Source organism: Streptomyces sp. NPDC086835 (assembly GCF_044745705.1).
Taxonomy (GTDB): Bacteria; Actinomycetota; Actinomycetes; order Streptomycetales; family Streptomycetaceae; genus Streptomyces.
Genome location: NZ_JBIVAU010000001.1, coordinates 785723 through 807693, shown reverse-complemented (window position 1 = coordinate 807693; position 21971 = coordinate 785723). Strand labels below are relative to the sequence as shown.

The 21971-nt window shown below is 73.5% G+C and carries 21 protein-coding genes and 1 riboswitch; of the genes, 10 read left to right on the top strand and 11 right to left on the bottom strand.

Annotation, left to right across the window (positions count from 1 at the left end; genetic code table 11):
* Nucleotides 1-250 precede the first annotated feature (250 nt).
* On the top strand, nucleotides 251-901 hold the full coding sequence (locus tag ACIPJI_RS03745) for a DedA family protein (RefSeq protein WP_307706211.1): 651 nt from the start codon (nucleotides 251-253) through the stop codon (nucleotides 899-901).
* Here ACIPJI_RS03745 and ACIPJI_RS03740 read toward each other — a convergent pair.
* Nucleotides 867-1124 carry a DUF2277 domain-containing protein gene (locus tag ACIPJI_RS03740; protein WP_189468301.1) on the bottom strand — a complete coding sequence of 86 codons (258 nt, stop codon included), beginning with the start codon at nucleotides 1122-1124 and terminating at the stop codon, nucleotides 867-869. The genes ACIPJI_RS03745 and ACIPJI_RS03740 overlap by 35 nt on opposite strands.
* A 149-nt stretch (nucleotides 1125-1273) precedes the next feature.
* Here ACIPJI_RS03740 and cbiE point away from each other — a divergent pair, with 149 nt between their 5' ends.
* Together cbiE and cobM are read left to right on the top strand one after the other, a co-directional pair.
* A complete protein-coding gene (gene cbiE / locus ACIPJI_RS03735) occupies nucleotides 1274-2512 on the top strand; it encodes a precorrin-6y C5,15-methyltransferase (decarboxylating) subunit CbiE (RefSeq protein ID WP_402244274.1) in 1239 nt (412 codons plus the stop codon).
* Nucleotides 2509-3258 carry a precorrin-4 C(11)-methyltransferase gene (gene cobM, locus ACIPJI_RS03730; RefSeq protein ID WP_307706213.1) on the top strand — a complete coding sequence of 250 codons (750 nt, stop codon included), beginning with the start codon at nucleotides 2509-2511 and terminating at the stop codon, nucleotides 3256-3258. The genes cbiE and cobM overlap by 4 nt, the downstream gene beginning before the upstream one ends.
* Before the next feature lie 73 nt (nucleotides 3259-3331).
* Here cobM and ACIPJI_RS03725 read toward each other — a convergent pair whose 3' ends face one another.
* On the bottom strand, nucleotides 3332-4456 hold the full coding sequence (locus ACIPJI_RS03725; RefSeq protein WP_356625396.1) for a cobalt-precorrin-5B (C(1))-methyltransferase: 1125 nt from the start codon (nucleotides 4454-4456) through the stop codon (nucleotides 3332-3334).
* Nucleotides 4457-4468: 12 nt separating this feature from the next.
* Between ACIPJI_RS03725 and ACIPJI_RS03720 the strand changes: the two genes are divergently transcribed.
* The gene (locus ACIPJI_RS03720) at nucleotides 4469-5209 is read left to right on the top strand and encodes a cobalt-precorrin-6A reductase (protein WP_356625395.1); all 741 of its coding nucleotides are present in this window, start codon (nucleotides 4469-4471) and stop codon (nucleotides 5207-5209) included.
* On the opposite strand, the gene ACIPJI_RS03715 is transcribed toward ACIPJI_RS03720, so the two are convergent.
* The 3 genes from ACIPJI_RS03715 to ACIPJI_RS03705 are packed head-to-tail and all read right to left on the bottom strand — an operon-like array spanning nucleotide 5197 to nucleotide 8875.
* Complete coding sequence (locus ACIPJI_RS03715; protein ID WP_402244272.1) at nucleotides 5197-6741, bottom strand: precorrin-2 C(20)-methyltransferase; 1545 nt, start codon at nucleotides 6739-6741, stop codon at nucleotides 5197-5199. The genes ACIPJI_RS03720 and ACIPJI_RS03715 overlap by 13 nt on opposite strands.
* A complete protein-coding gene (locus ACIPJI_RS03710; RefSeq protein ID WP_307706217.1) occupies nucleotides 6741-7382 on the bottom strand; it encodes a precorrin-8X methylmutase in 642 nt (213 codons plus the stop codon). The genes ACIPJI_RS03715 and ACIPJI_RS03710 overlap by 1 nt, the downstream gene beginning before the upstream one ends.
* The gene (locus ACIPJI_RS03705) at nucleotides 7379-8875 is read right to left on the bottom strand and encodes a cobalamin biosynthesis protein CobG (RefSeq protein WP_402244270.1); all 1497 of its coding nucleotides are present in this window, start codon (nucleotides 8873-8875) and stop codon (nucleotides 7379-7381) included. The genes ACIPJI_RS03710 and ACIPJI_RS03705 overlap by 4 nt, the downstream gene beginning before the upstream one ends.
* Nucleotides 8876-8999: 124 nt before the next feature.
* Nucleotides 9000-9092: riboswitch (cobalamin riboswitch) on the top strand.
* Nucleotides 9093-9146: 54 nt separating this feature from the next.
* On the opposite strand from ACIPJI_RS03705, the gene cobN reads away from it, so the two are divergent.
* A complete protein-coding gene (cobN, locus tag ACIPJI_RS03700) occupies nucleotides 9147-12779 on the top strand; it encodes a cobaltochelatase subunit CobN (protein WP_402244268.1) in 3633 nt (1210 codons plus the stop codon).
* Between the two features lie 64 nt (nucleotides 12780-12843).
* Here the strand turns inward: cobN and ACIPJI_RS03695 are convergent, their stop codons facing one another.
* The gene (locus tag ACIPJI_RS03695) at nucleotides 12844-13581 is read right to left on the bottom strand and encodes a hypothetical protein (protein WP_402244266.1); all 738 of its coding nucleotides are present in this window, start codon (nucleotides 13579-13581) and stop codon (nucleotides 12844-12846) included.
* A gap of 339 nt (nucleotides 13582-13920) precedes the next feature.
* Nucleotides 13921-14394, bottom strand: a complete 474-nt coding sequence (locus ACIPJI_RS03690; RefSeq protein ID WP_307706221.1) for a VOC family protein — start codon at nucleotides 14392-14394, stop codon at nucleotides 13921-13923.
* A 250-nt stretch (nucleotides 14395-14644) separates the two neighbouring features.
* Here ACIPJI_RS03690 and ACIPJI_RS03685 point away from each other — a divergent pair, with 250 nt between their 5' ends.
* The 3 genes from ACIPJI_RS03685 (at nucleotide 14645) to ACIPJI_RS03675 (ending at nucleotide 16892) form a co-directional block, all read left to right on the top strand.
* The gene (locus tag ACIPJI_RS03685; RefSeq protein WP_402244264.1) at nucleotides 14645-15280 is read left to right on the top strand and encodes an NADPH-dependent F420 reductase; all 636 of its coding nucleotides are present in this window, start codon (nucleotides 14645-14647) and stop codon (nucleotides 15278-15280) included.
* A gap of 141 nt (nucleotides 15281-15421) precedes the next feature.
* Nucleotides 15422-15832, top strand: a complete 411-nt coding sequence (locus tag ACIPJI_RS03680) for a four-helix bundle copper-binding protein (RefSeq protein WP_307710341.1) — start codon at nucleotides 15422-15424, stop codon at nucleotides 15830-15832.
* Between the two features lie 238 nt (nucleotides 15833-16070).
* Nucleotides 16071-16892: an SAM-dependent methyltransferase gene (locus tag ACIPJI_RS03675; protein ID WP_356625386.1), complete on the top strand. Its 822-nt coding sequence runs from the start codon at nucleotides 16071-16073 to the stop codon at nucleotides 16890-16892.
* 110 nt (nucleotides 16893-17002) lie between these two features.
* On the opposite strand, the gene ACIPJI_RS03670 is transcribed toward ACIPJI_RS03675, so the two are convergent.
* Nucleotides 17003-17740, bottom strand: a complete 738-nt coding sequence (locus ACIPJI_RS03670; RefSeq protein WP_402244263.1) for a class I SAM-dependent methyltransferase — start codon at nucleotides 17738-17740, stop codon at nucleotides 17003-17005.
* A 287-nt stretch (nucleotides 17741-18027) separates the two neighbouring features.
* On the opposite strand from ACIPJI_RS03670, the gene ACIPJI_RS03665 reads away from it, so the two are divergent.
* Nucleotides 18028-18810 carry a bleomycin resistance protein gene (locus tag ACIPJI_RS03665; protein ID WP_402244261.1) on the top strand — a complete coding sequence of 261 codons (783 nt, stop codon included), beginning with the start codon at nucleotides 18028-18030 and terminating at the stop codon, nucleotides 18808-18810.
* A 149-nt stretch (nucleotides 18811-18959) separates the two neighbouring features.
* Nucleotides 18960-19301 carry a hypothetical protein gene (locus tag ACIPJI_RS03660; protein WP_402244259.1) on the top strand — a complete coding sequence of 114 codons (342 nt, stop codon included), beginning with the start codon at nucleotides 18960-18962 and terminating at the stop codon, nucleotides 19299-19301.
* 72 nt (nucleotides 19302-19373) lie between these two features.
* Here ACIPJI_RS03660 and ACIPJI_RS03655 read toward each other — a convergent pair whose 3' ends face one another.
* The 3 genes from ACIPJI_RS03655 to ACIPJI_RS03645 form a co-directional block, all read right to left on the bottom strand.
* Nucleotides 19374-20183 (bottom strand): maleylpyruvate isomerase family mycothiol-dependent enzyme, encoded by an 810-nt coding sequence (locus ACIPJI_RS03655; RefSeq protein ID WP_402244258.1) that lies wholly within the window; start codon nucleotides 20181-20183, stop codon nucleotides 19374-19376.
* A 174-nt stretch (nucleotides 20184-20357) separates the two neighbouring features.
* Nucleotides 20358-21167 (bottom strand): transglutaminase domain-containing protein, encoded by an 810-nt coding sequence (locus tag ACIPJI_RS03650; protein ID WP_402244256.1) that lies wholly within the window; start codon nucleotides 21165-21167, stop codon nucleotides 20358-20360.
* 177 nt (nucleotides 21168-21344) lie between these two features.
* Nucleotides 21345-21926: a flavoprotein gene (locus ACIPJI_RS03645; RefSeq protein ID WP_402244254.1), complete on the bottom strand. Its 582-nt coding sequence runs from the start codon at nucleotides 21924-21926 to the stop codon at nucleotides 21345-21347.
* Between the last annotated feature and the right edge of the window lie 45 nt (nucleotides 21927-21971).

The following is a 21971-nucleotide window of genomic DNA, read 5'->3' as shown; positions in this document are numbered from 1 at the left end:
CGGGCGTCCGCGTCTGTGTCCCCGTCCCTTTCCCCGGGCCGCGAGGCCACCCACGTACGGGTGACGGCCGTTCCTCACGTACAGCTCCGGGCTCCGTACGGGGCCCGTACGGGCGGTTTCGCCCCGGTGTCCGGCGGGGGAACGCCCCTTGTCGATGTCCTCGGCACTCCAGGCGTACGCTGTACAGCTGTCTGGCCGCCTGCCGCTCCCCCGCGACACCGTGGCCCTGCCAGGAACGGGGAGAGTCAAGGTGCTCGAGAGCATTGGGTCGCTGACCGGCAGCCCATGGATCTACGCCGTCGTGGCCCTGTCCGTCCTTCTCGACGTGTTCCTGCCCGTCCTGCCCAGCGGAGTGCTGGTGATCACGGCCGCCACCGCCGCGGCCGCCGGCTCCACGGCCGCGCCCGGCGCCGCGGCCGTCGCCGGCGCGGCGGGTCAAGTACCGCGCGAGGTCCCCTCACTGCTCGTCCTCGTGCTGTGCGCGGCGACCGCGTCCGTACTGGGGGATCTGGTCGCCTACCGGCTCGCCTGGCGCGGCGGGGACCGGCTGGACCGGGCCATCGCCCGCTCACGCCGCCTGACCAGGGCGCAGGAACGTCTCGGCGTGGCGCTCGGACGCGGCGGCGGCGCGCTCGTCGTCATCGCCCGTTTCGCACCGGCCGGCCGCTCCGTGGTCTCGCTGGGCGCGGGCGCGGCGCACCGCAAGGTGAAGGAGTTCCTCCCCTGGTCGGCACTGGCCGGGATCGCCTGGGCCGGCTACGCCGTCGGGCTCGGCTGGTTCGGCGGCCAGTGGCTCGGCGCGAGCTGGATCGGCGCGGCGGTGTCCGTGCTGGCGCTGTTCGGCGCGGGCTCCCTCGCCGCCTACTTCATGCGGCGTCCGGCTCCTGAGCCTGCCGCTTAGCGGCATGACCGCCGGAGCCGCGGATCTCGAGCCCCTCGAGGAGTCTGCGGGTCGCCTCCGCGATCTCCTCGACGGCCTCGTCGAACACCTCGCGGTTGTGCGCGGCCGGGGCCCGGAAGCCGGAGACCTTGCGCACGTACTGCAGGGCGGCGGCGCGGATGTCCTCCTCGGTGGCCTCTTCGGGAAGGACGGGCGGACGGAGAGTCTTGATGCTGCGGCACATGACTCCAGTGTGCCGCGCACCACCGACAGCCGGCGGACCGTCGCCCGCACCGTGACACCGCGGGTAACCCGGGGGCCCGCCGACGCCGCCGCACGCGGCCAGTAGAGTGCGGCTGCGCCCCTGCCGTTCCACCGACGAGGTACCGCTCAGTGACCCCCGCACCACGCTCACCAGCAGTAACCGTCGTCGGGATCGGCGCCGACGGCTGGCCAGGACTCCCCGGGACCGCGCAGGACGCGCTGCGGGACGCGGAGGTCGTCATCGGCGGCGCACGGCAGTTGGAGCTGCTGCCCGCCGACTGCGCGGCCGAGCGCGTGACCTGGCCGAGCCCCCTGCGGCCCGCCGTCGCCGGGCTGCTCACCGCCCACCGGGGCCGCAGGCTCGCCGTCCTGGCCAGCGGCGACCCCATGTTCTACGGCATCGGCCGCGCGCTGGCCGAGGAGATGGGCCCCGACGCGCTGCACGTCGTCCCGCACGCCTCGTCCGTCTCGTACGCCTGCGCCCGCCTGGGCTGGCCCGTCGAGGACACCGCCGTCGTCACCCTCGTCGGCCGTCCCGCCGGGCAGTTGTCCGCCGCACTGCACGACGGCCGCCGACTGCTGGTGCTCAGCGCCGGGCCGGACACGCCCGCCGAGGTGGCCGCGCTGCTGCGCGACCGGGGCTTCGGCGGGACCCGGATGCGGGTCCTCGAACAGCTCGGCGCGGCAGGTGAGCGCTGCGTGGACGGCCACGCCGGAAGCTGGGCCGAACCGCCCGGCGACCCGCTGAACGTCATAGCCCTCGAATGCCGCCTCGACGAGGGCGCGTTGCGGCTGTCCGCCGCCCCGGGCCTGCCCGACGAGGCGTACGAGCACGACGGGCAGCTCACCAAGCGTCATGTACGCGCCGCGACCGTCGCCGCTCTCGCCCCCGCGCCGGGCGAACTGCTGTGGGACATCGGCGGCGGCTCCGGCTCCGTCGCGATCGAGTGGATGCGCACGCACCCCTCCTGCCGGGCCGTCACCGTCGAGCGCGACCCGGTCCGGGCCGCGCGTATCGCCCGTAACGCGGACAGCCTCGGTGTACCGGCCCTGCGTGTGGTCACCGGCGCCGCGCCGGACGCGCTGGCCGGACTCCCCGTCCCCGCGGCGGTGTTCATCGGCGGCGGGCTCACCGCCCCCGGCCTGCTGGACGCCTGCTGGGACGCGCTGCCGCGGGGCGGCCGGCTGGTCGCCAACACGGTCACCCTCGAGTCGGAGGCGCTGCTGGCCGAGCGCTACGCGCGCCACGGCGGCGAACTCGTCCGCCTGGCCGTCTCCCACGCCGTGCCCGTCGGCGGCTTCACCGGCTGGCGCCAGGCCATGCCCGTCACCCAATGGTCCGTCACCAAAGCAGGAGATCCGACATGACCGTGTACTTCATCGGTGCGGGCCCCGGCGCCGCCGACCTGATCACCGTGCGCGGGGCGCGCACCCTGGCGTCGTGCGGCGTCTGCCTCTACGCCGGCTCGCTCGTCCCGCGTGAACTCCTCGCCGACTGCCCGCCGGACGCCCGCCTGATCGACACGGCGCAGCTCGACCTGGACGCCATCACCGCGGAGCTGGTCCGCGCCCACGAGGAGGGCCACGACGTGGCCCGGCTCCACTCGGGCGACCCCTCGGTCTTCAGCGCGGTCGCGGAGCAGATGCGGCGCCTGGACGCGGCGGGTGTGCCGTACGAAGTCGTGCCGGGCGTCCCCGCGTTCGCCGCGGCGGCCGCGGCGCTGAAGCGGGAGCTGACGGTCCCGACCGTCGGCCAGACGGTGATCCTCACCCGCGTCGCCCAGCAGGCCACCCCCATGCCGGAAGGCGAGGACCTGGCGACCCTCGGCCGCAGCGGGGCGCTGCTCGTCCTCCACCTGGGCGCCCGCCACGTCGACCGGATCGTCTCCGAACTCCTCCCCCACTACGGCGCCGACTGCCCTGCGGCCGTGGTCGCGATGGCGAGCCGTCCCGACGAGCTGGTGCTGCGCGGGACGCTGGAGGACATCGCCGCGCAGGTGAAGGAGGCGGGCGTGACCCGCACCGCGGTGATCCTGGTCGGCCGTGTCCTGGCCGCGTCCGGCTTCCGTGACAGCCACCTGTACTCCGCCGAACGCGACCGCCACACCTGCTGAAGGGGACATCCGTCCTGACGGCGGCCCGGGCCCGTGCCGTCCCGGCGGCGCGGGGCCGGGGAGCCGCCCCGGCTCAGGCCCCGCGCGCCTCCGCTCGTCCCACCACGGTCCCGCCCCGGTCGATGCACACCACGTCCACCGTCACCGGCGCGCCCCGCAGCACGCCGAGCGCCTGGTCGCGCGCGGCCGCCGCCACCAGGTCGCCCAGCGGAACGCCCTGCGCCGCGCACATCTGGAGCGCCGCCAGGCCCGTGTTCGCCACGGCGACCTCCGCCGCGAGGGCCTCGTCCGCGCCGCCCTGCCGGGCCAGCTCCGCCAGGAACGCCTTGTCGACCTGGGAGCGGCCCGAGTGCAGGTCCAGATGGCCCACCGCGAGCTTGGAGAGCTTGGCGAAGCCGCCGCACAGGGTGAGCCGCTCGACCGGATGGCGTCGCACGTACTTCAGCACCGCCCCCGCGAAGTCGCCCATGTCGAGCAGCGCGTCCTCGGGCAGCCCGTACAGGGCCACCACGGTCTTCTCCGAGGTCGAGCCCGTGCAGCCGGCCACATGGGTGCGGCCCGCGGCCCGCGCCACGTCCACACCGCGCCGGATGGAGTCGATCCACGCCGAGCACGAGTACGGCACCACGATCCCGGTCGTGCCGAGGATCGACAGACCGCCCAGGATGCCGAGCCGGGGGTTCCACGTGGAGCGGGCGATCTCCTCCCCGTGGTCGACGGAAACGGTGATCTCCACGTCCCCGCCGCCGCCGTGCCGCGCGGCGACCACGCCCACGTGGTCGCGCATCATCTGCCGCGGCACCGGGTTGATCGCCGGCTCGCCGACGTCGAGCGGCAGCCCGGGGCGGGTGACCGTCCCCACGCCGGGGCCCGCGCGGAAGACGACCCCGGACCCGGCCGGCAGCAGCCGCACCGTGGCCCTCACCAGCGCGCCGTGGGTGACGTCCGGGTCGTCGCCGGCGTCCTTGACGATCCCCGCCATGGCGGATCCGCCGGCCAGGGACTCCGCGGCCAGCGCGAAGGCCGGCGTCTGCCCCTTGGGCAGCGTGATCGTCACCGGGTCGGGGAACTCGCCGGTCAGCAGCGCCGTGTACGCGGCGGTCGTCGCGGCCGTCGCACAGGCCCCGGTCGTCCAGCCCGGCCGCAGACCGGTGTGCTTGAGTTGGGCCTCACGCCCGCCGCCCGTTGCCGCGCTCATGGATGGACTCCGATGCATGTACTGATCCTCGGTGGGACGACCGAGGGCCGGCGTCTCGCCGAGAGACTCCACGCCGACGGCACGGCCCGCGTCACCAGCAGCCTCGCCGGCCGGGTCGCCACTCCCAGGATGCCCCCCGGCGAGGTCCGGGTCGGCGGCTTCGGCGGCGCGGAGGGCCTGGCCCGTTGGCTGCGCGAGCACGAGGTCGGCGCGGTCATCGACGCCACCCATCCCTTCGCCGGAACGATCAGTTTCAACGCGGCGCTGGCCGCCGCGGAGGCCCATGTTCCCCTGCTGGCGCTGCGCCGCCCCGGCTGGGCCCCGGCTGACGGCGACGACTGGCATCCGGTCGGCTCCCTGGCCGAGGCCGCGGACCGGGCCGCCGCGCTCGGCAGCCGGGTGTTCCTGACGACCGGCCGCATGGGTCTCGCCTCCTTCGCGCACATCCGTGACGCGTGGTTCCTCGTGCGGTCCGTCGACGCCCCCGAGGGGGCGTGCCCGCCCCGGATGGACGTGCTGCTCGACCGGGGGCCGTTCACCCTCGACGGCGAACGCGAACTGCTGCGGCGCCACCGCATCGACGTGCTCGTCACCAAGGACAGCGGCGGAGCGGCGACGGCACCGAAGCTGACGGCCGCGCGGGAGGCGGGCGTGCCCGTGGTGATCGTGCGCCGCCCGCCCGTCCCCGACGGCGTCCCGGTCGCGGCCGGCCCCGAGGAAGCAGCGGCCTGGCTGCGGGCCTACTCCGGATAGCGCCTCGGGGTCCACACGATCTCGTGACCGTCACCGCGCCGGACCACCTGCGTCTGCGACGACCCGATCAGCAGGATCGTGCGCATGTCGACCTGCGCCGGGTCGAGTTCACCGAGCCGCACGATCCGCACGCTCTCCTCCGGCCCGCCGATGTCCCGGCCGAGCACGACGGGCGTGTCGGGCGCCCGGTGCCCGAGGAGCACCTCGCGTGCCTTGCCCACCTGCCAGGTGCGGCTGCGGGAACCCGGGTTGTACAGCGCGAGCACCAGGTCGGCGGCGGCCGCGGCCGCGAGGCGCTCCGCGATGACCTCCCACGGCTTGAGCCGGTCGGACAACGACAGCACCGCGTAGTCGTGGCCGAGCGGCGCACCGGCCTTCGCGGCGGCGGCGTTGGCGGCGGTGACGCCCGGAAGGACCCGTACCGGAACGTCCTTGTACGCGTCCTGGGACGCCACCTCCAGCACGGCGGTCGCCATGGCGAAGACGCCCGGGTCGCCGCCGGAGACGACGGCGACCCGCCGCCCGCGCCGGGCCAGGTCGAGCGCGAACTCGGCGCGCTCCGACTCGACCTTGTTGTCGGAGCCGTGCCGGATCTGCCCCGGACGCTGCGGCACCCGGTCCACATAGGTGGTGTAGCCGACGAGTTCGTCGGCGTCGGCGAGGGCGCGCTTCGTCTCCGGGGTGAGCCACAGCGGCCCGGCCGGCCCGGTACCCACGACGACGACCTCGCCCTTGCCGGGCGCGGGGCGCGGGTTCGCGATGCGGCTCGGCACGACGGCCACGGAGAAGTACGGCACCGACTCGGGGTCGATGTCGGCCAGTCGGCCGGTGCGCTCGCCGCTCATCGTGACCCGCTCGACGTAACGGGCCTCCGCCAGCCGGCCCGAGGACTCCATCGCGCGCCGCACGGCGGGGAAGGTCCGGCCGAGCTTCATGACGACGGCCGAGTCGGTCGCGGCGAGCCGGGCGGTCAGCTCCTCCTCCGGCAGCGTGCCGGGGATGACGGTGAGCACCTCCTCCGCCTCGCACAGCGGCGTCCCCAGCCGGGCCGCCGCGGCGCTGATGGAGGTGACCCCGGGGATCACCTCGGTGGGATAGCGGTGCGCGAGCCGCTTGTGCATGTGCTGGTACGAGCCGTAGAAGAACGGGTCGCCCTCGGCGAGCACGGCGACCGTACGGCCGGCGTCGAGGTGCGCGGCGAGCCGGGCCGCGGCCTGCTCGTAGAAGTCGTCGAGCGCGCCCCGGTAGCCGCCGGGATGGTCGGTGGTCTCGACCGTGACCGGGTACATCAGGCGCTCCTCGATGTGCTCGGGGCGCAGATGCGGGGCCGCGATCGACCGGGCGATGGAACGTCCGTGCCGGGCGCAGTGGTACGCGATCACGTCGGCCTCCGCGATGACGCGGGCGGCGCGCAGGGTCATCAGCTCCGGGTCGCCGGGGCCGAGCCCGACGCCGTACAGCCGGCCCGTGTTCCGGCTCTCGCCGTTCAGGCTCTCGCCGTTCTGCTGGTCGCCGTTCTGGTTGTCGCCCACTACTCCGCCTCGCTCGCGATCGCGTTGACTGCGGCGGCGGCCATCGCGCTGCCACCGCGGCGGCCGCGCACCACAAGGTGCTCGAGGCCCAGCGGGTGCGCGGCGAGCGCCTCCTTGGACTCCGCGGCGCCGATGAAGCCGACCGGCACACCGATGACGGCCGCCGGACGCGGCGCGCCCTCCTCGATCATCTCCAGCAGCCGGAACAGCGCCGTGGGCGCGTTGCCGACGGCGACGACGGACCCCTCGAGGCGGTCTCGCCACAGCTCGAGGGCGGCGGCGGAGCGGGTGGTGCCGAGCTTCGCGGCCAGTTCCGGCACGGACGGGTCGGACAGCGTGCAGACCACGTCGTTGTCGGCGGGCAGCCGCTTGCGGGTCACGCCGCTGGCGACCATCTGCGCGTCGCACAGGATCGGCGCGCCGGCCCGCAGCGCCTCGCGGGCGCGCACGACGACGTCGGGGCTGTGGACGAGGTCGGCGACGAGATCGACCATCCCGCAGGCGTGGATCATGCGGACCGCGACCTGCGAGACCTCGGCCGGCAGTCCGGCGAGGTCCGCCTCCGCGCGGATCGTGGCAAAGGACTGGCGGTAGATCTCCGCGCCGTCCTTCTCGTACTCGAACACGGTGCTCTCGCTCACTTCGTCGGGGTGGTGATGGTGCGCGCCGCCGCGAGGGCGTCGGCGAGTTCTGGAAGGGCCTGTCGGCCGGGGAGTTCGTCGGTGCCGGCGCCGCGTACGGCCAGGTCGTAGCGTCCGTCGCCGGTCGCGACGACGTCGACCCAGGTGCCGCGGGGGTGACCGCAGCGGCGTTCGCAGCCCGACCAGTACACGGGCAGCCCGCGCGCGCCGGCGGCCAGGTGGGCGGTGGCGTCGGCCCGCACGTCCGCGAGCGACTTGGCGCAGCCGGGCCGCCCGGTGCAGGCGCCGACGCCGAGCCAGGGCGAGTCGGGATCGGTGACGAGCCCGGCGCCGGCCAGCACGCCCAACTGCTCGGGCCCGGCGCCCGGCACGACGACCCCACGCCACGGTGTGACGCGCAACTCACCGGTGCCGTGCGCCTGCGCGACCCGGGCGAGCGCCCGCCAAGCGACCACGGACACCCGCCCGAACGGCACCCCGACACTCACCCCACCGACGCCACCCCCGCCCCCCACCGGCCCGGGCCGGGGCCCGCCGGCACGGACCAGGCCCGTCGCGCGCGAGGGACCGGCCAACTCCGGCCCCGCTGCGCGATCAGGTCCGGCCTTTTCCGGCCCCACCGGCGATTGAGGTGCGGAGGCCGTGGGGCGGGGCCCCCGCCGCAGGGCCGCCGCGCTCTCGGGGGCGTCGGGGCCGACCGGGTCCACGGGACCGACCGGCCCGGCCGGTCCCGGCCCCGCCGGCGATTGAGGCGCGGGAGCGCGGGGGCAGAGCCCCCGCCACATCGGCGCGTCCGCCAACTCCGCCCCCGAGCGCGGAAGTTCCCGTACCCGCCACGCCCTCGTGCCCGTCGTCGACGCCGCGTCGAGGAACGCCTCCGCGGCGAGCAGCATCGTGCGCGGGCCGTCCTCGGCGCGGACCCGCGCCGACGCCCCGCCGACCGTCACGCGCACCTCCGCGCCGCCCGGTTCTGCGAGCAACATCACATCGGCGGCGAGCTCCGCCATGTCCCCGCGGCCGTCGTCCAGCGCGAACAAGAAGCGCCCCGACAGCTCCGGCGCACGCTCGCTCGTGCACAGCAGCGCGTCCAGCTCCCGTACCAGCGGCTGGACGTCCAGGTGCCCCCGCCCGTCGAGCCCGGACAGCGGGGACGCCACGATGTTGCGGACGCGTTCGTGACGGGGCGCGGGCAGCAGCCCGGCCGTGTCCAGCAGTTCCGCCAACTCCCCTGCGCAGCCCGGCTCAAGGCCCCGCAGCTGAAGGTTCCCGCGTGAGGTGATGTCCAGCGCGCCGTCGCCGAGCCGCTCCGCCGCGTCGGCGAGCGCGTACGCCTGCGCGGCGCTCACGACGCCCGCCGGGACGCGGACGCGCGCCAGCGCGCCGTCGTCCGCGGTGTGCAGACGCAGCGCGCCGGGGCAGGCATCACCGCGGTCCCGGACGGGAGTTACGAGATGTTCGTCCCTGTTCGGGCGGTTCGAGGGGGCCGGAGGCATGGCGGCGAGCATACCGACCATCACACAAGGTGCCTGCTCCGAGCGCCCTACCGGGGACGGGAGGCCCCCTACTATGCTGCTCGGCGGGCCAAACGGCCCACCACCGCCGAAGACGGCGTCAGGGGAGGAAGCCCGGTGAGATTCCGGCGCGGTCCCGCCACTGTGAGCCCGGCAGCAGCGCAGCACACGCGCAGGCGACCGGGTGAGCCAGGAACTCCCGCCGTCTTCCACCGCCCGGGGCGCGGAAACCCCGAGGAAGGCCAGACGCCGCATGCTGCATTCGTCCGAAGGACGCCCCGCGCACCCGAGCATCCTGCTCCTGTCGACGTCCGACACCGACCTGCTGAGCGCACGGGCGGCGGCCGGCCCGGTCCCGTACCGCTTCGCGAACCCGTCGCGCCTCGCGCTCGAGGAACTGCCCGCCCTGCTGGAGGGCACGGATCTCGTCGTTGTACGTCTCCTCGGCGGCCTGCGTGCCTGGCAGGACGGCATCGACCTGCTGCTCGCTCAGGAGCGGCCCGTCGTGGTCCTCACCGGTGAACAGGCGCCCGACGCCCAGCTGATGGAGGCGTCCACCGTCCCGATCGGCATCGCGGCGGAGGCCCACGCCTACCTGGCGCACGGCGGCCCGGCGAACCTGGAGCAGCTGGCCCGGTTCCTGTCGGACACCGTGCTGCTGACGGGCCACGGCTTCGAGCCCCCGGCCGCCGCCCCGACCTGGGGCCGCCTCGCCCGCACCCCGCGCCGCGAGGTCACCGGCGGCCCGCTGATCGCCGTGCTCTACTACCGGGCCCACCACATGAGCGGCAACACCGCCTTCGTGGACGTCCTGTGCGGGGCGATCGAGGACGCGGGCGGCCGCGCACTGCCGCTGTACGTGGCCTCCCTGCGGGCCCCGGAACCGGAGCTGCTCGACCAACTGGCCGCCGCCGACGCCCTGGTGACCACGGTCCTCGCGGCGGGCGGCACCCGCCCCGCGGACGCGTCCGCGGGCGGCGACGACGAGTCCTGGGACGCGGGCGCCCTCGCCGCGCTCGACGTGCCGATCCTTCAGGCGCTGTGCCTGACCGGGTCCCGCGCGGCGTGGGAGGAGAGCGACGAGGGCCTGTCCCCGCTGGACGCGGCCGGCCAGGTCGCCGTCCCCGAGTTCGACGGGCGGCTCATCACCGTCCCGTTCTCCTTCAAGGAGATCGACGAGGACGGGCTGCCGTCGTACGTCGCCGACGAGGAGCGCGCCGCCCGGGTGGCCGGCATCGCCGTCCGCCACGCCCGCCTGCGCCACATCCCGAACGCCGACAAGCGCCTCGCGCTGGTGCTGTCCGCGTACCCGACCAAGCACTCCCGTATCGGCAACGCGGTCGGCCTGGACACCCCCGCCTCCGCCGTCTCCCTGCTGCGCCGGCTGCGCGAGGAGGGCTACGACTTCGGTGACGAGGCGGTGCCCGGCCTCGAGTCCGGCGACGGCGACGAGCTGATCTACGCGCTCATCGAGGCCGGCGGTCACGACCAGGAGTGGCTGACCGAGGAACAGCTCGCCCGCAACCCCGTGCGCATCCCGGCCGCGGACTACAAGCGCTGGTACGCGTCGCTGCCCGCCGAGCTGCGTTCGTCCGTGGAGGAGCACTGGGGGCCGCCGCCCGGTGAGATGTTCGTCGACCGGTCCCGCAATCCCGAGGGCGACATCGTGCTCGCCGCGCTGCGCCGCGGGAACCTGCTGATCCTCATCCAGCCGCCGCGCGGCTTCGGCGAGAACCCGATCGCGATCTACCACGACCCCGATCTGCCGCCCTCGCACCACTACTTGGCGGCCTACCGCTGGATCGCGGCATCCGCGGACGACGGCGGCTTCGGCGCCGACGCGATGATCCACCTGGGCAAGCACGGCAACCTGGAGTGGCTGCCGGGCAAGAACGCGGGCCTGTCCGCGGCGTGCGGTCCCGACGCCGCCCTGGGCGACCTGCCGCTCGTCTACCCCTTCCTCGTGAACGACCCCGGCGAGGGCACGCAGGCCAAGCGCCGGGCGCACGCGACGCTGGTCGACCACCTGGTGCCGCCGATGGCACGGGCCGAGTCGTACGGCGACATCGCGCGCCTGGAGCAACTGCTGGACGAGTACGCGCAGATCTCGTCCATGGACCCGTCCAAGCTGCCCGCGATCCGCGCCCAGATCTGGACCCTGATCCAGGCCGCGCGGCTCGACCACGACCTCGGCCTGGACGACCGCCCGGACGACGACGGCTTCGACGACTTCCTGCTGCACGTCGACGGCTGGCTGTGCGAGGTCAAGGACGCGCAGATCCGCGACGGTCTGCATGTGCTGGGCGGCGCCCCGACCGGCCCCGAGCGGGTGAACCTGGTCCTGTCCATCCTCCGTGCCCGCCAGATCTGGGGCGGCTCGCAGTCCCTGCCCGGTCTGCGCGAGGCCCTCGGGCTGGACGAGTCCGCGGCGACGCGTACCACCGCCGACGAGGCGGAGGCCACCGCCCGTGCGCTCGTCGAGGCGATGGAGGCCGCCGGCTGGGACCCGGCCGCGGTGCCGGCGGACCTCGGCAAGGACGTCGAGGCGATCCTGCGTTTCGCCGCCCTCGAGGTCGTACCGCGCCTGGCCCGCACGACCGACGAACTGGACCACGCCGTCCACGCGCTGGCCGGCGGTTTCGTTCCCGCCGGTCCGTCCGGCTCGCCGCTGCGCGGGCTGGTCAACGTGCTGCCGACCGGCCGCAACTTCTACTCCGTCGACCCGAAGGCCGTGCCGTCGCGTCTGGCGTGGGAGACCGGACAGGCGCTCGCGGACTCGCTGATCGAGCGCTACCGCACCGACAACGGCGAGTACCCGGCCTCCGTCGGCCTGTCCCTGTGGGGCACCAGCGCCATGCGCACCGCCGGCGACGACGTGGCCGAGGCGCTGGCGCTGCTCGGCATCCGGCCCGTGTGGGACGACGCGTCCCGCCGTGTCACCGGCCTCGAGCCGGTGCCGCTGACGGAACTGGGCCGCCCGAGGATCGACGTCACCCTGCGCATCTCCGGTTTCTTCCGCGACGCGTTCCCGCACACCATCGGCCTGCTGGACGACGCCGTCCGCCTCGCCGCCTCCCTCGACGAGCCGGACGGGTCCAACTACATCCGTGCCCACGCGCGGGCCGACCTGGCCGAGCACGGCGACGAACGCCGTGCCACGACCCGGATCTTCGGCTCCCGGCCCGGCACGTACGGCGCCGGCCTGCTCCAGCTGATCGACTCCCGCGACTGGCGCACGGACGCCGACCTCGCCGAGGTGTACACGGTGTGGGGCGGCTACGCCTACGGCCGTGGCCTGGAGGGTCGCCCGGCGCGCGCCGAGATGGAGACCGCGTACAAGCGCATCACCGTCGCCGCGAAGAACACGGACACGCGCGAGCACGACATCGCCGACTCCGACGACTACTTCCAGTACCACGGCGGCATGGTCGCCACGGTCCGCGCCCTGCGCGGCACGGCCCCCGAGGCGTACATCGGCGACTCCACCCGCCCGGAGACGATCCGCACCCGTACCCTCGTCGAGGAGACGTCCCGCGTCTTCCGCGCCCGTGTCGTCAACCCCCGCTGGATCGAGGCGATGCGCCGCCACGGCTACAAGGGCGCCTTCGAACTGGCCGCCACGGTCGACTACCTCTTCGGCTACGACGCGACGACGGGCGTCGTGGCGGACTGGATGTACGACAAGCTCACGGAGACGTACGTCCTCGACCCCGAGAACCGCGCCTTCCTCCAGCAGGCCAACCCCTGGGCGCTCCACGGCATCGCCGAACGGCTCCTGGAGGCGGAGTCCCGCGGCATGTGGGCCGAGCCGGACCCCGCGGTGCTGGAACAGCTGCGCCAGGTCTTCCTGGAGACCGAGGGCAACCTGGAGGACGACGACGCCTGACGGCCGCGGAGGTCCGCGGGCGCCGACCGGCGCCCGCGGACCGACGGCCTGACCGGTGGCCGGTCTACGGCTCGGACAGGTCCACGGTCCAGTCGCCGTCGGCGGTCACATTGAGGTAGTACGGCCCGGCGTTGATCATCTGAGCGACGGCGGAGCCGTCGAAGTCCCCCACCTCGTTGAAGACGAGGTCCTGCACCCTGCCCTTCACGTCCAGCACCGTGACGACGAAGTCGGTCCCGCCGCTGTGGGTCGCCCGCACGACAACCCTCTTGTCCGCCGCGAACGGCCCTTCCACCTGGTCCCCGCTGCCCGTGGAGCTCTGGGGCAGTTCCGCCGCCGGCCGGTCGCGGGGCTGCGTGATCTCGACGCTCCACGGAGCGTCCGCGTCGACCAGCAGGACGTGGTCGCCGTCCTGCACGCCCGCCGCCCTGGACCCGCTGTAGGCGCCGACCCGGTTGGCGACGACGTCCTTGACCTGCTGATCGTCGTCGAGCAGCTCGACGATGAAGTTCTCCTTGCAGGACGGGCACTCCACCTTCAGGACGGCCAGTCCGCCGGTCAGCGCGAAGGGCTTCGTCACCTGGTCCCCGGTGCCGCTGAGCTCGATCGGCGGCGAGGGGGACGGCGTCGGCTGCGCCACGCTCCGGCCGGCCGCCAGCGCGGAGGGCCCGTGACCGCCACCGCCGGCGGCCATGACCACGCCGACCAGTACGACCAGGGCGACCACGGCCCGGGCCAGAACCACCCACCCACGCGCGCCCCAGGCCGACGCAGGCTCCCACGGTCCGTGCCGGTCCGCCATGCCCGACTCCTTCCCTTGCCCGCCGACGCCCCAGCAACCGCCGACCCCACCTCCACGATCCGCCGCCCACCGCCCCCCGCAACTCGAACCCCTCCACGCCCACGGAACAACCGCTCCGGTCCCGCCCGTCCCGGCCCGCGCATGTTTGTCGATGCGGCTCTGTAGAACCACCGCGAGTGATCAGCGGCTCGTCATACTGACCGGTCGCCGACGTAACGGCCCCCGACCCTCAGCGCCGCAGTCGTGGGCCTGCTCCAGCGCCCGCTCGGCCCGCCCCAGTGCCGTGGCACCTCCGAGAGACTCCGAGGTCGCCCTCCTAGCCGGAGCCCCGTGCCCTCGTCAGCCCGGGGCCACCGTGCCCTCGTCAAGGCGTTGACGTGCCGCGGACGCCGCGGCGACGCAGAATTCGTTGCCCTCCGGGTCCGCCATCACGATGTGGTGACCGTCGAACGCCTCCACGACGCTGCCGCCCGCGTCGACCAGCCGCCGGGACTCCGCCCGGACTCGGGCCCACCGCTCCTCCGGGGTGCCGTGGCCCGGCACGCGGACGTCGAGGTGCAGGCGGTTCTTCGCCGTCTTCGGCTCCGGCACCTTGAGGATCGACAGGCGCGGGCCGGTGCCGTCCGGGGCGCACAGCCATGCGCCGTCGTCCGCCGAATCGTCCTCCGGAAGGTCGAACTGGGCGAGCCACTCCTCACGCGTCGTGTACGGAGCGGGCGGCGGCTCGTCGATGTACCCGAGGGCCGTCTTCCAGAAGGCGGCCAGGAGTTGCGCGTCGGCGCAGTCGAGGGTCAGGTCGAACGTGGCTGTCATGCGGGCGACAGTAACGGCCGTCTACGACAACGCCCCCGGCGTTCCACAGCACCCCCGGCGGCCCCGGACCCGGGCCGTTTCACGGCTTGCGGCGGGGGCACCCGGCCGCCGATGGACCAGGACACGGACGGGAAGACCACGTCGAGCCTCTGCGGGGACACCTGTGCCCGACCGCCTCCGGCGCCCCCGCACCGCGCCCCGACGCCGCGCGCGGCGGAACGTTGTGACGAGGAGACCTGAGGAGATTCCCATGAAGATCGGCATCATCGGCGCAGGCCGCGTCGGCTCGACCCTGGCCCGCCATTTCGTGCGCATCGGCCATGACGTGGTCATCAGCAACTCCAGGGGGCCGGAGACCCTCTCCGGGCTCGTCGAGGAGATCGGCGGCACCCTGCGAGCGGTCACCGCCGAGCAGGCCGCGACGTTCGGGCAGGTCGTCGTGGTCTGCATCCCGTACGGCCGGTACAAGGAACTGCCGACGGACGCCCTCAAGGACAAGGTCGTCATCGACACCTGCAACTACTACGCGCAGCGCGACGGCCACGACCCCGAACTCGACGACGACCGCACCACCTCCAGCGAGAAGATCCGCGCCCACACGAATGCCAACGTGGTGAAGGCGTTCAACGCGATCCACTGGGAGAACCTCCGCGACCGCGGTCGGCCCAAGGGGGACCCCGGTCGGCTGGCCGTCCCCATCTCCGGGACCGACACGGAGGCCAAGGCCGTGGTCGCCGGGCTGATCCGGGACATCGGCTTCGACCCGGTCGACGCCGGCGACATCGGGCGGGGCGGCCGCACCCACCAGCCCGGGGCGCGTCTCTACGGGGCCGAGCTGACCGCGGAGGAGGCGAACGCCCTCCTCAGGGCCGGCGCCGCGACCTGAACCGAGGAGCCCGCCACCCGAGCGGCCTCCGAGCGGAATGCCCCGCGGACCCGCCGGCCCCCGTTTGGGAGGCCCGCGCCGTGCTACCCGTCCTGCGCGCGCCGCCCGGGCGCCGCATACGACGAGGAGATGACGATGGCCATGACCGCGTCCGCGAAGGACATGCTGAACACCTATCCCGCCGACCTCGGCGGCGTCGACCAGGACGCCATGAGCCGCTGCATCGAGGCGTGCGCCGCCTGCGCACAGGCGTGTACGGCCTGCGCCGACGCGTGCCTCTCCGAGGGCATGGTCGGCGACCTGACGAAGTGCATCCGCACCGACATGGACTGCGCCGACATCTGCACCGCCACCGCGGCCGTCCTGTCGCGCCACACCGGCTACGACGCGAACATCACCCGCGCGATCGTGCAGGCGTGCGCCACGGCCTGCAAGGCCTGCGCGGACGAGTGTGCGAAGCACGCCGACATGCACGAGCACTGCCGTCTCTGCGCCGAGGCGTGCCGGACCTGCGAACAGGCGTGCAACGACCTTCTCGCCACTCTCGGATGACACAACCGCGCCGCCACCCAGGGGCGTTGAGGAACGGGTGGACGCGGCCACATGGACGGACGCCCACGGGCGGCCGTGAGCGCCGGCCCGGCCGTCCGAGCCGCATCCGCCCGTAAACCCCCTGCATGCAAGGCGAGTTGGACACGAGGCGGGCCACCAGGGAACGAACCGCCCCACGGCCGATTGGTCTAGGTTAGGACCCGGTCGAGGAATCGTTTCGCGCCCAGGAGGCCCACTCGTGTCAGAACACGACCCCCAGCTCGCCGCCGCCGCAGACATACGCGCCCGGATCGACACGAGCAAGCCCCATTCCGCCCGCTTCTGGAACTACTTCGTCGGCGGCAAGGACCACTACGAGATCGACCGCGAGACCGGCGACCACATCAAGTCCATCTTCCCGGGCCTCGTCGACGTGGCCCGCACGAGCCGCCAGTTCCTCGGACGTGCGGTCCGGCATCTCGCCGGCGAGCAGGGCATCCGCCAGTTCCTCGACATCGGCACCGGCCTGCCCACCGCCGACAACACCCACGAGGTCGCGCAGCGCGTCGCCCCCGACTCGCGGATCGTGTACGTCGACAGCGACCCGCTCGTCCTGGCCCACGCCCGGGCCCTGCTCACCAGCACGCCCGAGGGCAGGACGGCGTACCTGGACGCCGATCTGTACGCCCCCGAGGAGATCCTCAAGGCCGCCGAAGGCACGCTGGACCTGTCCCGGCCGGTCGCGCTGATGATCCTCAACACCCTCGGCCACGTCGCCGACCACGACCAGGCACGGGACCTGGTGAACCGGCTCATGGCGGGTCTGCCGTCGGGCAGTTACCTCGTGATCAGCGACAGCACCTCCACCAGCGCGGGCATGATCGCGGCGTCCGAGGCGTACAACTCCAGTGGCGCGGTCCCGTACTACGTGCGCAGCGTCGACGAGATCGCCGCGTTCTTCGACGGCCTGGAGCTGACGGAGCCTGGAGTCGTCCAGGTGACACAGTGGCGCCCGGAGTCCGACGACACGGCCGGCACGACGGCCGTGGACGCCTACGGCGCGGTGGGCCGCAAGCCGTAGCGAAGCGGGCGAGGACGACGCCGCCGTCCCCGGCTCCCGGGGACGGCGGCGCTGCGACTGCCCTTGGGCGGACGGCCGTTCAGGGGACGAGCTCCCCTGAACGGCCGTCCTCAGGAAGGCCTGCGGAACAGCGCCGACCAGAGGAACGCCTCCCCGAACCACGGGGACTCGGCCGGTTCGTCGCGCATACGACGCAGCTCGACCTCCTCCAGGTCGGAGAAGATCCACCGCAGCGCCTCGGGCGTGTAGGCGAGCCCGCCGTGCAGCCGGGACTGGCCGTAGAAGTCGGCGTCGGGCAGTTCGGATCCCATCGCACCCGACGCGAAGCAGGTGAGGGCGAAACGACCGCCGGGGGCGAGGACCCGGTCGAGGAGTTGGAGGTAACTGACGCGCCGGTGGGGCGGCAGATGGTGGAAGCAGCCCGAGTCGTAGACCAGGTCGTACGGGCCGCCGAATTCGACCGGGTCGAGAGCGAAGGCGTCACCGCGGTGGAACCGGACCGCGCTCCCGGCCCCGGTCTCGCGGGCGCGTTCCTCGGCCCAGGAGATCGCGACCGGTGAGAGGTCGACGGCGTCCACCTGGAAGCCCAGTGAGGCGAGGTGCAGGGCGTTGCGGCCGGGGCCGCAGCCCAGATCGAGTGCCCGGCCGGGAGTGATCAGCCCCCTGTCGAGGTACGAGGCCAGGTTCTCGTCGGGCTTCGCCACGAAGAACGGCACCGGCTTGGAGCGGTCGCTGTAGAAGCCGTCCCACCAGTCGGCCGCACCCTCGGTCCAGCGGTCGGCCTCCGGCGCGAACAGACCGTCCAGAAGCTTCATGACGTCGTCGACCGTACGTATGCCCCGGTCCATCGGGACCCCCTTTCAACGATGGTCGAACGCTACGGCCGAACGGCACAGAAGCCCAGCTCAGGGCCGGTGCGAGCGGTCTCCGGAAAGCCTCTGACGCGTGCCCGCCGGGCTCCCGGCCAAGCGGTCGAGCCCTGCCCCTCGCCGCGCGCACACGTCGCAGGACGACCCCGCCGAAGGCGCTGACGACGGCAATGCGGGCGGAGCCGGAGCGGGTTTTCGACAGCGGCGAACCGGATGGTCCGCCCTTTCACGTAGCGTCGCTAGTCAACTTTGACTACCCTCGCGGGATGACCGAGAAGACCATCCCCTTGCTCCCCTGCCACGCGATCCAGCCGGTGGTCGACTTCTACACAGCGCTGGGTTTCCGGACGACCTTCTCCCAGAAGAGCCCCTACCCGTACGCGGTCGTGGAACGAGGCCCGGTGCAGCTGCAGTTCTTCGCCATGAAGGGGTACGACCCCGCGGAGTCCTACTCCGGCTGCTACATCGTCACGGACGACGTCGACGGCCTCTACGCCACCTTCCGCGACGGCCTCAAGGCCGCCTACGGCAAGATCCCCTGCCACGGGCTGCCGCGGATAGGCCCGCTGAAGGACATGTCCTACGGGATGCGGCAGTTCCTGATGACCGACCCCGGCGGCAACAGCATCCGCGTCGGCCAGGAGATCAAGGAAGCCGGCATCCAGGAACAGGACGGGGACCACGACGCACAGCAGGACGGGGACCGCGCCGGGCAGCAGGGCGCGGAACCGGGCGGTGGACACCAACGGCCGCTTCCCGAAGGGCGGTTCGCGCGGGCGCTGCGCACGGCCGACCTCTTCGTCGACTCGAAGCAGGACCTGCCGGGCGCCGCGAAGATCATCGACCACGCCCTGCGACTCGACGGCGAGCATCCCACTCCCCCGCAGTTGCTGCGCCTGCTGGTGCTGCGCGCGGACGTCGCGCACCGGCTCGGCGACGAGGAGACGGCGCAGCGCATGCTGACACAGGCCGCCGGGATCGAGCTCAGCACGGACGAGCGGGCCTTGGCCCGCGACGCCCTCGCCCGTCTCACCGAGCTCCTGTCCTGACCGTCCCCCCGTAAGCGCCCGGCGGCGGAACCGGGCGCGGCCCGGGACAGGGGCCGTACCCCGGCCGGCCGCTCCCCGGATGCCCCCTCCCCGGCGAGACGGCAAGGTGGCCTTCGCCAGGACCTTCCCCGACCGGACGAGGAGCGCTTGTGTCCGTGACCCCCTACCGGCATGCCGCCGTCGCCGCCGGGACCATGCTCCTCGCCCTCACCGCCGCGGGCTGCTCCGGCCTCGACCGCACCGCCGTGGGCACGCTCACCTACGAGAGCGGCCACGAACACCACACGACGGTCACCAGCCCCAAGGTCACCGGCTGCCACCACTTCGAGCACCCGGGCGCCATCGCCGTCGAGAACGAGACGGAGACCGACGCCATCGTCTACCCGACGGACGACTGCTCCGGCGGCGAATCGATCTACATTCCGTCGATGACGTCCGACGTCCCGGCGCCGGGCGCGGGCCCCTGGCTCAGCTACAGCTTCGTCCACTAGCCGCAGCCCCGCCGGCGGAGCCGACCTGCTCGGCCCACCGGCCGGCCCTGCGTGAAGGGCGTCAGAAAGGGCTCAGAAGGGGACCCTGGCCGCGTCGAGGGCCGCGGCGGCGTCCGCGTCCCCCTCGTACACCAGCTCGCCGCGCGCGGGCCGCCCCGACAGATGCCGGGCGAAGGCGATCGCGTCCGCGCGCAGGACGACGGCGGGCGGGCCGCTGCCCAGCCGATGACGGCCGCCGGCCGGGCCCGACAGTTCCAGCAGGCACGGCGGACCGGTCCAGTCGAGCGCCAGGTCCAGCACGACCTGGTTCATGATCTCGCGGTCATGGTCGTCGAGCACCAGGTCGACCCCGGTGGCGTCGCTGATGTCCACGCGGTGCATCCATGTGTCGCGGGCGACCAGGACGCTGTTCATGTAATCCATCGAGTCCTCGGGCAGCGCCTTCCCCTCGGGAAAGATCAGACTGACCCGCATCCGCTTCCGGACCCGGGCGGGCATACGGCGCAGGGAGCGGGCGCCCCGAGGAGCGACGCGGGCGAACTCGGCGGCCAGTTCCGGACCCGGCACGTCACTGCGTTCCTCGACCTGGCGGGCGTTGTGACTGTCGAGCGGGCCGAGCTCGGGGTGTGCCTGCCGGCCGCGCCGTATCCGGCTGATCATGAGCCACGGCTTGGGCAACTCCTCGTACTGCCCGACCTCGTGGGCGACCATGTCGCGTACCGTCCAGCCCGCGCAGGCCGTGGGCCGGGACCATGCCTCGGTCTCGGCGCCGAGCGCGCGCATCGTCGCGAGCGAGGCACGTATCTCCGCCTCGTTCACCTCGCGTGCCCGCGCGGCGGAGGTCCGGGGGATCTCCCGCGCGGAGACAGTCGGTGTGGCCATGGTGCACCTCCTCGTGCCCCCGCTCTCAGGCTACGCCCGGCCTCCGGACCCTCGACCGGGCCCGCGCCGCTCCCGTACGGGCTACGTGCCGCTGCCCGCCCCGCGCGGTCCGCTGCCGGGCAGGTACCGCGAAGAGCCTGCGCGCAGTACCGCAATGCACCCGCCGCTGTACCGCTATGCGCCGGCCGCGCGTCGGCCGAGGACGGGGTCGGCCAACAGCCTGGCGATTTTGCAGAGCGTCTGGCCGTGCCGGGCGAAGAGTTCGTCGCGCGAGTCGAAATGCCCGAGGTCAGCGAGAACGTGCGCCGAGAGGTCACAGGGCGCGCCGGTGGACGGGCAGGCCGTCGACCCGTTCCAGTCGATCGCCGTCCTGGACAGCGCCTCGAAAAGCGTCTCCGCGTCGGCGTTGGTGAAGCCGCCGCCCGGATCGCCGCTCAACTCGTCCAGGTCACCGAAGAGTTCGGAGACCGTCAGCCATGGAGCTGCGGGGTGCCCGTCCGGCGAGAGACCGTCGATCCGGAATTCCGGCCATGCGAGGAGGACCTGGTCGGGGACGATCTGGTGCAGCCGGGGAAAGCGCGGATACCAGAACGTTCCGTCGACCACGAGTCCGCGTACCCGGGTGGCGACCCCGGACGCCCGCGCGACAGCCTCCAGGACGGCCAGTCGCTGGCTGCACGAGCCCCGGCCGCGGCGCAGGACCTCCGACACGGGCCGCTCGTCCTGCACCGAGTACACGGGCCGTACGGCTGTGGCGATCCATCGGTGGGCCCCGCGCAGGGCCTGCACCTGGTCCGCGGCGGCGCTTTCCGCACCCGATGCGGTCCCCGATGGGGCCGTCGTGCCGAGGCCGCGGACGAGCATGGCGACGCGGGGGTGGTGCCAGTCGAGGATCCGTGTCGGCTCCGTGCCGCCCGCGGCGATCCCCATGGGGGCCGTACGCACACGGACACGGCCTCGCGGCCGGAGAATCGAGCTCGTCATCCGACGACGTCCTTTCGTCCAGCGCCGGGGTGTCCATGACCGGCCGGAGACATCGTGACAGAATTTTTGAACGCGCTCAACTATGTCGCCGGCGGCCCGCGCAGCCCGCTCGGTCGCCCGGTCCCACACGACGACCCAGCGGCTGCCTCCCCTGCCGCGGGCTCCCTCCCGGGCCTGTTACGACCGCCCGGCGGCGACCTGCGCACCCACCATGTCCAGCGCCGCTCCCCACGGGTACATGCCCGCCTGTTCCTGCCCGTGCTCCTGGCCTTGGACTCGGCCCGGCTCGTGCGGGGCGAGCCCGTTCTCGCCGTAGCCGTACAGGACGGCTACGCCGGCCGAGCGCAGCGTCTCCACAGACCTTTCGAACTGCGGGTGCCGGGCGAACGCCGCGTTCACACAGGGCACCGCCACCGTCGGGACGCCCCTGCCGATCGCCTCCGCGGCGGCTCCCACCACGAACGACGAAGTCAGGCCCAGGGCCCACGCGTTGAGGCTGTTGAACGTCACCGGCGCGAACAGCACGGCGTCGGCCGGCGGCCAGATCTCCGGCTCTCCGGGCCGGTCGTAGGCGAAACGGACCGGGTGGCCGGTGAGCACCGCCAGGCCGTCGAGGCTGGGCTCCAGCCAGCGCGCCGCGTCGGGCGTCAGGCCGAGACATACGTCCCACCCGCCGGCCTGCGCCTGCTCGATCACCTTGGCGACGTCGAACACGGGAGGCGCGGCGGAGCAGAAAAGATGCAGAGTCGTCCTCGTCATGCGCTCCATCCGATCACAAGCCTCCCCACGTCCAGGAGCGCAATC